Origin of the sequence: Streptomyces apricus (assembly GCF_008369065.1) — a bacterium.
Taxonomy (GTDB): domain Bacteria; phylum Actinomycetota; class Actinomycetes; order Streptomycetales; family Streptomycetaceae; genus Streptomyces; species Streptomyces apricus.
Genome location: NZ_VDFC01000079.1, coordinates 2476 through 11255 on the forward strand (window position 1 = coordinate 2476; position 8780 = coordinate 11255).

The window sequence follows — 8780 nt, forward strand, 5'->3', positions numbered from 1 at the left end:
CCTCCGCACCGTCCCGCAGGGACACCGCCGCCCACCCCGCCGCGTTGCCCTTCAGGTACGCCGTGTCGATCTCGATCGCGCGGATCTCGGACCGCGCCACCAGCCGGTAGCGGATCCAGTCGTTGCCCCGGTCGCGCCGCCGCCGGGTCTCCCAGCCGTCGTCCATCTTGTGCGAGCGGCCCGGCCGGATGGTGTTGGCGGGCGAGGAGTAGAAGCGGTTCGAGGCGTCCTCGACCTGGCCGCCGTTCTCCAGGGCGACCACGTCGAAGGTGCCGAGGACCGACAGCCACCGCGGGTCCGGCACGACCTCGCCGTGCACGCGCAGGCGCGCGATGCCGCCGTCGGGGTGCTGGTTGACGCGGACGTGGGTGAAGCACTGCTCCACGTCGACGGCGAACCCGTTGGCCGCGTGGCCGCCGACCTCCGTGCGCGGGACGAGCGTCGTCCACTTCACGTCGTCCGCCAGGAGTTCCTCGGGGGACGGCGAGCCCGGCAGGCGGACCCCTTCGACGGACACGGCCTGCGGGTAGTTGCCGCGGAAGTGCGCGGTGTCGACGACGATGCCGCGTACGACACCGGGGGCGCCGAGGCGTACCAGCGCCCAGTCGTGGTCGTCGGCGGCCGGCCAGGGGTGGTCGGCGGAGACGCCGCGGCGGCGCCGGGTCTCCCAGCCGTCCATGACCTTGCCCTTGTGCCCGAAGTGCTCGGGGTCGAACTCGGCGGGCCCGGGCAGCAGCAGGTTCTCGCGCTGGGCGAAGAACTCGTCGTTGGCGGCGACGACCGCGGCGCCGAGCCGCCGGTCGGCGAGGTCGGCGTACCGGGTGAAGGGGAAGTCGGCGGTGCGGTGGTCCGCGTACGGGTCACCGCCTCCGTAGGGGTTCGCGTCGCCGGTGAAACGAGCCGGAGGTGACTGCTGCTGCTCGGTCACGTGATCAGGTCTTCCTTTCGGGGTCGGCCGCCGCGCGGTGCGGGGCGTCGGGGTGGGATGTGGGGTGCGCACTACCTCCGGCGGGACAGGAGCCGGCCGGCCGGTGCGGTGAACTCGCCGTCCGCCATGACGCGTTCGCCGCGCAGCCAGGTGGAGCGGACCACGCCGTGCAGGGTCCGGCCCGCGTACGCGGTGACGCGGTTGCGGTGCTGGAGCGCGGCGGGGTCGACGGTGAAGGTCTCGTCGGGCGCGAGGACCGCGAAGTCGGCGTCCCGGCCGACCGCGACGGCTCCCTTGCGGTCGTCGAGGCCGACCAGTTCCGCCGTGCGCGAGGACATCCAGCGGACCACGTCCTCCAGGGTGTGCCCGCGCTTGCGGGCCTCGGTCCAGACGGCCGGCAGGCTGAGCTGGAGTCCGGAGATGCCGCCCCACGCGGTCGCGAAGTCGTCGGTCTTGAGGTCGGCCGTGGACGGCGAGTGGTCGGTGACCACGCAGTCGATCGTGCCGTCGGCCAGCGCCTGCCACAGCAGGTCCTGGTTGGCGGCCTCGCGGATGGGCGGGCAGCACTTGAACTCGCTCGCCCCGTCCGGGACTTCCTCGGCGGTGAGGGTGAGGTAGTGCGGGCAGGTCTCCGCCGTGACGCGTACGCCCTCGCGCCTGGCGGCCGCGATCAGCGGCAGCGCGTCGCTGGAGGACAGGTGCAGGACGTGCACCCGCGCGTCCAGGCGGGCGGCCTGGGCGACGAGGTTGGCGATGGCGGTGTCCTCGGCGTCGCGCGGCCGGGAGGCGAGGAAGTCGGCGTACTTGCGGCCGCTGCGCTGCGGGGCCGCCGCCAGGTGGTGCGGGTCCTCGGCGTGCACGATCAGCAGGCCGCCGAAGCCGGCGATCTCCGCGAGGGAGCGGGCGAGCTGCTCCTGGTCCAGCTCGGGGAACTCCTCCACGCCGGACGGTGACAGGAACGCCTTGAAGCCGAAGACCCCCGCGTCGTGCAGCGGGCGCAGGTCCTTGACGTTGTCGGGCAGGGCGCCGCCCCAGAAGCCGACGTCGACGTGCGCCTTGGTGCGGGCGACGTCCCTCTTCGTACGGAGGTGGTCGGCCGTCGTGGTCGGCGGGAGGGAGTTGAGGGGCATGTCGACCAGCGTCGTGATGCCGCCGGCCGCCGCGGCGCGCGTGGCGGTCCAGAAGCCCTCCCACTCGGTGCGGCCGGGGTCGTTGACGTGCACGTGGGTGTCGACGAGCCCGGGCAGCAGGACGTCGTCGCCGAAGTCCTCCAGCCGGGCGCCGGCCGGCACCGTGGCGTCGTGCGCGAGCACGGCCGTGATCTTTCCCGCGGCGACGGCCACGGAGGCCGCCCGCGTTCCTTCGGGAGTGATGACGCGCGTCGAGCGCAGGACCAGTTCGACCGGGCTGCCGTCGGACACCTAGACCCCTTCCCCACCGGTTGCGCACCGGTTCCGCACCGGACGTCTTCCTTCCGTCCGTTCACCTGCCCGTAACGGAATTCAACGTTCTGTTGAAGGAGTCTTCACTCCGCACCCCCCGCCGTCAAGAGTCAGCCCCCACTCTGTACTTCCATACACCGAAAAGGTACTTTCACACAGTGGAATTCGGTCGTTCACCGCCGTGCGGTCGACCGGCCGCCGGGTAGGCTTCCCACCTGCCTGCCCGTCTGAAAGGACCGCGCCCGTGCCGACGTCCAGCGCCAGCGACGCCCCCGCCGAAGCCGCCGCCAAGCCGGCCGCCTCCGGTGGCGTCCAGTCCCTAGAGCGCGCCTTCGACCTGCTGGAGCGGATGGCGGACGCGGGCGGCGAGGTCGGCCTGAGCGAACTCTCCGCGAGCAGCGGGCTGCCGCTGCCCACCATCCACCGCCTGATGCGCACGCTCGTGGCCTGCGGTTACGTACGCCAGCAGACCAACCGGCGGTACGCGCTCGGGCCGCGGCTGATCAGGCTCGGCGAGTCGGCGTCCCGGCTGCTGGGCACCTGGGCCCGCCCCTACCTGGCCCGCCTGGTCGAGGAGACCGGCGAGACGGCGAACATGGCGCTGCTCGACGGCGACGAGATCGTGTACGTGGCGCAGGTGCCGTCCAAGCACTCGATGCGGATGTTCACCGAGGTGGGCCGCCGGGTGCTGCCGCACTCCACCGGCGTGGGCAAGGCGCTGCTCGCGCACGTCCCGGCCGACGAGGTGCGCGCGCTGCTGTCCCGTACGGGCATGCCGGCCGCGACGGACCGGACGATCACCACTCCGGACGCGTTCCTGAGCGCCCTGGAGGAGGTGCGCCGCACCGGTTACGCGGTGGACGACAACGAGCAGGAGGTCGGCGTCCGCTGCCTCGCCGTCCCCGTGCCCGACTCCCCCACCGCCGCGGCCATCTCGATCTCGGGTCCGGCCGGCCGCGTCACGGAGTCGGCCACCGAACGGATCGTGCCGGTGCTGCAGCAGGTCGCGGTGGAGCTGTCGCAGGCGCTGGCCAGCTCGGGCCCGGCGGCCTGAACGACGGGGCCGTGCGGGACGCGTTCGGTCCTGCCGCCCGGCTCAGCGGTGCGGCGGCGGTTCGCCGAACAGTTCGATCGCGCCGCGCACCGCGGCGAGCCCCGCGGCCAGCGCGCTGACCGAGCCGATGGAACCGGCGACCAGGAGCAGCGAGCGGCGCAGGCGCGGCGTCTCGGGGAGCCCGCCGCCGGCCATCGCGGCGAGCGCCGCGAGTTCGTCCTCGGCGACCCCGCGGTCCGGTAACTCGGCCGGATGCGCGGCGAGTTCGCGGCGCAATCTGGACACGGCGGTCCTCAGTTCCGCCACCCTCGGGTCCTCCTGCGCCACTCCCGGATCCCCTTCACCGCCGGTCACCGGTCTCTGCTCCACGCTCCGCGACACAGCTCTCCCCCTCGTGCGCCACTGCCGCGCACGCCGTCACCGCTCCCCGCCCGACCGCCCCGTGACGCCGGCCGGGCGCCGGGGACGCGGGTCAGTAAACGCCACCCGGTGCGCCGGGCGCCACCACGCGGACCTAAATTCAGACCCCGGACATCCTGTTCTCGCCCGCGGGTCGGGTATGCAGGAGGGATGACGGACAACGACGGCCGGGTGGCCGCACTCCTGCTCGCCGCGGGCGGCGGCCGGCGCCTCGGCGGGCGCCCCAAGGCCCTCCTCGGACACCGGGGCCGCCCCCTGGTGGAGTACGCGGCGGGGGTGCTGCGCGAGGGCGGGTGCGCCCGCGTCCACGTGGTGCTGGGCGCGCGGGCGGACACCGTACGGGAGCGGGCGATGCTGCCCGGGTGCGTCCTGGTGGACAACCCGCGGTGGGAGGAGGGCATGGGGTCCTCGCTGCGGGCCGGGCTGGAGTCGCTGCGGGGCACCGGGGCGCGGGCCGCCCTGGTCGCGCTGGTCGACCAGCCCGGCATCGGCGCCGAGGCGGTGGCCCGACTGCTGGCCGCCTACGACTCCCCCGCGACGCTCGCCTCGGCCGCGTACGGGGGACGGCGCGGTCATCCCGTACTGCTCGGCGCGGACCACTGGGCGGGTGTCGCCGCGACTGCCACCGGCGACCAGGGGGCACGGGCGTACCTGAAGGCGCACGAGGACGCGATCGCGCTCGTCGAGTGCGCGGACGTGGCCCGCCCCTACGACATCGACACGGAGGCGGACCTCGCCCGCCTGGAATGAACCGGGTGGCACCGAGCGCCACCTTGCGCCGCCCGGAGTGTCTCGACGTCAACAAAACATTGAACTTCCACCATGAGGAAACTAGTATCCACTGTTCAGAAGCGTCCGGCCCCTCATCGGGCGCTCACCGCCGTACCAGGCCGACCGGCACCCGGTGCCACCCCCGCTGAAGGAAGTGACAGCTCATGTCCGCACCAGCGCCGTCCCCGCTGGCCATCGTCGACGCCGAGCCCCTGCCCCGGCAGGAGGAGGTCCTCACCGACGAGGCCCTCGCCTTCGTCGCCGAGTTGCACCGGCGGTTCACCCCCCGGCGGAACGAGCTCCTCGCCCGCCGCGCCGAGCGCCGCGCCGAGATCGCCCGCACCTCCACCCTCGACTTCCTCCCGGAGACCGCCGCGATCCGCGCGGACGACTCCTGGCGGGTGGCCCCGGCGCCGGAGGCCCTGAACGACCGCCGCGTCGAGATCACCGGCCCCACCGACCGCAAGATGACGATCAACGCCCTCAACTCCGGTGCCCGGGTGTGGCTCGCGGACTTCGAGGACGCCTCCGCGCCGACCTGGGAGAACGTGGTCCTGGGCCAGGTGAACATGGCCGACGCGTACCGCCGCCGCATCGACTTCACCGACGAGCGCACCGGCAAGTCGTACGCCCTGAAGGCGCCCGAGGAGCTGGCGACGGTCGTCATGCGCCCGCGCGGCTGGCACCTGGACGAGCGGCACCTCGTGGACGCCGACGGCACCCCGGTGCCGGGCGCGCTCGTCGACTTCGGCCTGTACTTCTTCCACAACGCGCAGCGCCTGCTGGACCTCGGCAAGGGCCCGTACTTCTACCTGCCGAAGACGGAGTCGCACCTGGAGGCCCGCCTCTGGAACGAGGTGTTCGTCTTCGCGCAGGAGTACGTCGGCATCGCGCAGGGGACGATCCGCGCGACCGTGCTGATCGAGACGATCACCGCGGCGTACGAGATGGAGGAGATCCTCTACGAACTGCGCGACCACGCCTCCGGGCTGAACGCCGGCCGCTGGGACTACCTCTTCTCCATCGTCAAGAACTTCCGTGACGGCGGGCGGAAGTTCGTCCTGCCCGACCGCAACGCGGTCACGATGACGGCCCCGTTCATGCGCGCGTACACCGAACTGCTCGTGCGCACCTGCCACAGGCGCGGGGCGCACGCGATCGGCGGCATGGCGGCGTTCATCCCCTCCCGGCGGGACGAGGAGGTCAACAAGGTCGCCTTCGAGAAGGTCAAGGCCGACAAGGACCGTGAGGCGGCCGACGGGTTCGACGGCTCGTGGGTCGCGCACCCCGACCTCGTCCCCATCGCCATGGCCTCCTTCGACGCGGTGCTCGGCGACCGGCCGAACCAGAAGGACCGGCTGCGCGAGGATGTCGACGTGAAGGCCGCCGACCTCATCGCCGTCGACTCCCTGGACGCCGCCCCCACCTACGACGGGCTGGTCAACGCCGTCCAGGTCGGCATCCGCTACATCGAGGCGTGGCTGCGCGGCCTCGGCGCCGTCGCCATCTTCAACCTGATGGAGGACGCGGCCACGGCCGAGATCTCGCGCTCGCAGATCTGGCAGTGGATCAACGCGGGCGTCGAGTTCGAGCACGACGGGAGGACGGTGCGGGCGACGCCGGAGCTGGCCCGCGAGATCGCGGCCCGTGAACTGGCGGACCTGCGCGCCGAGCTGGGCGAGGAGGCCTTCGCGGCCGGCCGCTGGCAGCAGGCCCACGACCTGCTGCTGACGGTCGCGCTCGACGAGGACTACGCGGACTTCCTGACCCTGCCGGCCTACGAGCAGCTGACCGGCTGAGCGATCGCGCGGTACGCGGGACCGGCATCACCTCTCCGAGTGGCCCAGGGACTTCTCCGGGGCCACTCGGTCGCGTACCAGGCGCTTCACGGCCGTCGGCTCGGGGAAGCCCTGCTCGCGGCGGTCCCAGACCACCTCGTCGTCGACGCGTACGACGAAGACGCCGCCGGTGCCGGGCCTGAGCGAGAGCTCGGTCAGCTCCCGCTCGAAGGTGGTGAGCAGTTCCTGGGCGAGCCAGGCGGCGCGGGGCAGCCAGCGGCACTGGGTGCAGTACTCGATCTGCAAGCGGTGCACCGGACCGGGCGCGCCGGATGTGTCCTGCCCGTCCTGCCCGTCGTGCGGGTTCTGCATGGCCTGTGCGTCCTGTGTGTCGTCGGAAGTCATCCGAAGTGCACCGTCCCGTCCTCTTCCACCGCCGGTTTCCCGTGCAGGTCCGGGACCTGCTTCAGCCAGTTCGGACGACCCTGCCGGGTCCGCGCGGCCCGGTGCGCGTCCTCGTCCGCGAGCTGCGCGCGGGTGGGGAAGTCCGTGGGGAGCCAGGCCGCGGAGGCGCGGACCCGGGCGAGGAGGTAGCCGACGTATGCCTCGCGGACCTCGTCGGGACCGGCGAACCCCGGCTCGCCGGCGAGCCACGCGTCGGGCACCTGCGCGGTGACCGCGCGCAGCAGGTCCTGCGTCACCCTGGGCGCCAGCTCGGCGTCGGCGGCCCGGGTGTCGGGGGCGTGGCCGCCGAGCGCGTGCCGCCGGAAGTCGTACGCCTTCTCCGGCGACGAGGTGTCCCAGCGGTGGTGGAAGACCAGGGCGGCGCCGTGGTCGATCAGCCACAGCTTCGGCGGCGCGACGCCGAGCGTGGGCCAGACCATGAGGTTCGAGCTGTGCGTCGTGCGGTCCACGTTGACCGTGAGGGCGTCCAGCCAGACGATCCGGCCGGCCTCCAGGGGGTCCACGCCGAACTCCGCCGCGACCTCGGGCGTGAAGTCCCGGGCGCCCGGGAGATGGTCCATGCCGAGGTTGAGCCCGGCGCTGGCCCGGAGCAGGTCCTGGACCTCCTGGTGCGGCTCGTGGGCGGCGGTCGCCGGGTCGAAGTGGACCAGCACCAGCTCGGGGAACCGCAGTCCCAGGGCACGGGCCAGCTCGCCCACGATCACCTCGGCGACCAGCGCCTTGCGCCCCTGCGCGGAGCCCGTGAACTTGACGACGTACGTACCGAGGTCGTCGGCCTCGACGAGCCCCGGCAGCGAGCCGCCCTCACGCAAGGGTTCGATGTAGCGGGTCGCGGCGACCTCTCTCAGCATTTCCTCAGGCCACCCCTCCATGAAACCTCACGATCCACGACCACCTCCGAAAGGCGACCGGAGTGGAAATCACCCGTCGACGGCTTCGGGAAGCATCCGGGGCGTTTCGGCCGGCGTCCGGCATGAAGTGTGCATAGTAACCGAGGGTGATCGCGGGCGGTTCACGGTACGAGGACGATGCGTCCGCTCAGGCCGCCCCGGGCGAGTCGTGCGTGGGCCTCGGCCGCGGCGGTCAGGGGGTAGGTCGTGGCGACGCGGGCGAGGAGTACGCCCTGGTCGGCCAGGCGGGCCAGCTCGGCGAGGAGGGCGGCGTCGGACCGGACGTCGACGGCCTCGATGCGGATGCCGCGCTCGGAGGCGGGTTCGTTGCCCGGCCACACGCCGGCGTAGGCGCCGTCGTCGCGGACGGCGGCGAGCGCGGCGGCGCCCAGGATCGCGGTGTCGAGGACGCCGTCGAAGGACGCCGGCTCGGGGGTCCCGCCACGGGCCAGGAAGTGATCGGCGCCGCGGGCCCGGACGAAGTCCTCGAAGGCCGCCTCCGCGGCCCCGGTGACCTTCAGGCCCCGCCGGTGGGCCAGTTCCACCGCGTGGGTGCCCACCCCGCCGTTCGCACCGACGACCAGCAGGCTCTGGCCCGGGGCCAGGCCGAGCAGGTCGAGCGCCTGGGACGCGGTCGTGGCGTTCAGCGGGAGCGTGGCGGCGTGGACGTCGTCGAGGGAGGCGGGGGACGGGGCGAGGATGCCGGCGTCCACGACGATGTGGTCCGCGTGCGTGCCCAGCGGCTTGTGGTGTCCGGTCACCACGGCGAAGACGCGCTCGCCGACCGTCCAGTGGGCCCCGGGGCCGGCAGCGTCGACGACACCGGCCACGTCGAAGCCGAGCCCGAGGGGGCCCTGGCCGCCGAAGACACCGGAGCGCATGGCGACATCCACCGGGTTGACCGCGGCAGCCTTCACCTTGACGCGCACCTGCCCCTCGCCCGGCTCGGGCAGGGGGTGCTCGGTGATCTCGACGGCCTCGGGGCCCCCGAAACGGGATACGGTCGCGGCGCGCATGGTCATGGTCTTCCTC

Annotated in this window: 9 protein-coding genes; 3 read left to right on the top strand and 6 right to left on the bottom strand. The window is 73.1% G+C overall.

The features are described 5' to 3' along the window. Nucleotides 1-928 (bottom strand): allantoicase (alc, locus tag FGF04_RS35545; RefSeq protein ID WP_149515521.1); only part of this gene is annotated, 928 nt, incomplete at its 3' end. Nucleotides 929-999: 71 nt separating this feature from the next. Continuing rightward, complete coding sequence (gene allB, locus FGF04_RS35550; RefSeq protein WP_149515514.1) at nt 1000-2349, bottom strand: allantoinase AllB; 1350 nt, start codon at nt 2347-2349, stop codon at nt 1000-1002. A gap of 265 nt (nt 2350-2614) precedes the next feature. On the opposite strand from allB, the gene FGF04_RS35555 reads away from it, so the two are divergent. Next, the gene (locus FGF04_RS35555) at nt 2615-3424 is read left to right on the top strand and encodes an IclR family transcriptional regulator (RefSeq protein ID WP_149515515.1); all 810 of its coding nucleotides are present in this window, start codon (nt 2615-2617) and stop codon (nt 3422-3424) included. A gap of 42 nt (nt 3425-3466) precedes the next feature. Here the strand turns inward: FGF04_RS35555 and FGF04_RS35560 are convergent, their stop codons facing one another. Beyond that, nucleotides 3467-3805 carry a DUF5955 family protein gene (locus FGF04_RS35560; protein ID WP_223146435.1) on the bottom strand — a complete coding sequence of 113 codons (339 nt, stop codon included), beginning with the start codon at nt 3803-3805 and terminating at the stop codon, nt 3467-3469. Nucleotides 3806-3994: 189 nt separating this feature from the next. Between FGF04_RS35560 and FGF04_RS35565 the strand changes: the two genes are divergently transcribed. Both FGF04_RS35565 and aceB read left to right on the top strand, forming a co-directional pair. Beyond that, entirely contained in the window at nt 3995-4594 is a 600-nt protein-coding gene (locus FGF04_RS35565; protein WP_149515517.1) for a nucleotidyltransferase family protein, read from the top strand. Nucleotides 4595-4779: 185 nt separating this feature from the next. After that, on the top strand, nt 4780-6414 hold the full coding sequence (gene aceB, locus FGF04_RS35570; RefSeq protein WP_149515518.1) for a malate synthase A: 1635 nt from the start codon (nt 4780-4782) through the stop codon (nt 6412-6414). A 27-nt stretch (nt 6415-6441) separates the two neighbouring features. Here aceB and FGF04_RS35575 read toward each other — a convergent pair whose 3' ends face one another. The 3 genes from FGF04_RS35575 to FGF04_RS35585 form a co-directional block, all read right to left on the bottom strand. Continuing rightward, on the bottom strand, nt 6442-6765 hold the full coding sequence (locus FGF04_RS35575) for a SelT/SelW/SelH family protein (protein ID WP_235882665.1): 324 nt from the start codon (nt 6763-6765) through the stop codon (nt 6442-6444). Between the two features lie 29 nt (nt 6766-6794). Further along, a complete protein-coding gene (locus tag FGF04_RS35580; RefSeq protein WP_149515519.1) occupies nt 6795-7709 on the bottom strand; it encodes a HipA family kinase in 915 nt (304 codons plus the stop codon). A gap of 161 nt (nt 7710-7870) precedes the next feature. Continuing rightward, nucleotides 7871-8780: NADP-dependent oxidoreductase (locus tag FGF04_RS35585; protein WP_328596454.1), on the bottom strand; the 910-nt coding region annotated here is incomplete at its 5' end.